The organism is Borrelia hispanica CRI, assembly GCF_000500065.1.
GTDB classification, from domain to species: Bacteria; Spirochaetota; Spirochaetia; order Borreliales; family Borreliaceae; genus Borrelia; species Borrelia hispanica.
The window spans coordinates 1-776 of sequence record NZ_AYOU01000043.1 but is presented as its reverse complement, the minus strand read 5'-3'; the positions used below and the strand labels follow the sequence as shown (position 1 = coordinate 776).

Genomic DNA, 776 nt, shown 5'->3' with positions numbered 1-776 from the left:
GAACAAATTTTAATTGATAATGAAGAATACATACAAATTAACAAACTCAACAAAATCGGTAAGATTGAAGACCACAATTTAATGTTAATTGATGACGGAGTTTCTAGTTGTCATGCAATTACATATGCAAACTTCTTTGAAAAAACTAGAGACAAAATCTTTAAAAATGACGGTCTTGAATATTTTAAAGAAGTTATTAAAAGCACTATTGCTACAGAACTTGTTAATGATAAAAACTTTATTGAACAAGCTTATAGTAAAATACTTACCAAAATTTTAAATGACGATTCTAGTAGTATTTCTAATATTTTTAGTCAAATAAAAAGCAGACTTACAAGTAGTATGTCAAGTTCCAGACTAAATAAATCTGATTATTTTGTTACTACAAATGGCTATGGTACCTTACAAAAATCATCTATCCCTGAATACTTACTTGGTCCACCATCTGATTTCACTTTATCAAAAACCAGAACTACAAGTAGTTCAATTGCAGAATACGACCTTAGAAAAAGAGCCTATATCATAGATATGACTTCAGAGTACTCAGACAAAGATGTTATATTAAGATTTTATTCATCTGATGATGACAAACCCATTTATTTAGACATAGTCGTAGATGCCACTATTAATGCATCAGGAAGTAAGTATGCAAAACGAATACATACACAATATGCTAGTGAATCAGGCAAAGGATTAGTATATTATCTTGGTGCAAAAAATGCTTTAGTAGATACTTTTGTCCCTTTGTTTCAGGGTTGGTATATACAAAAACGTTC

The 776-nt window shown here is 29.5% G+C and carries 1 protein-coding gene; it reads left to right on the top strand.

Translation table 11 applies throughout. From position 1 onward, the window contains the following. Positions 1-776, top strand: a 776-nt coding sequence (locus U880_RS0101220) for a DUF685 domain-containing protein (protein WP_024654447.1), incomplete at both ends; no start/stop codon positions are given.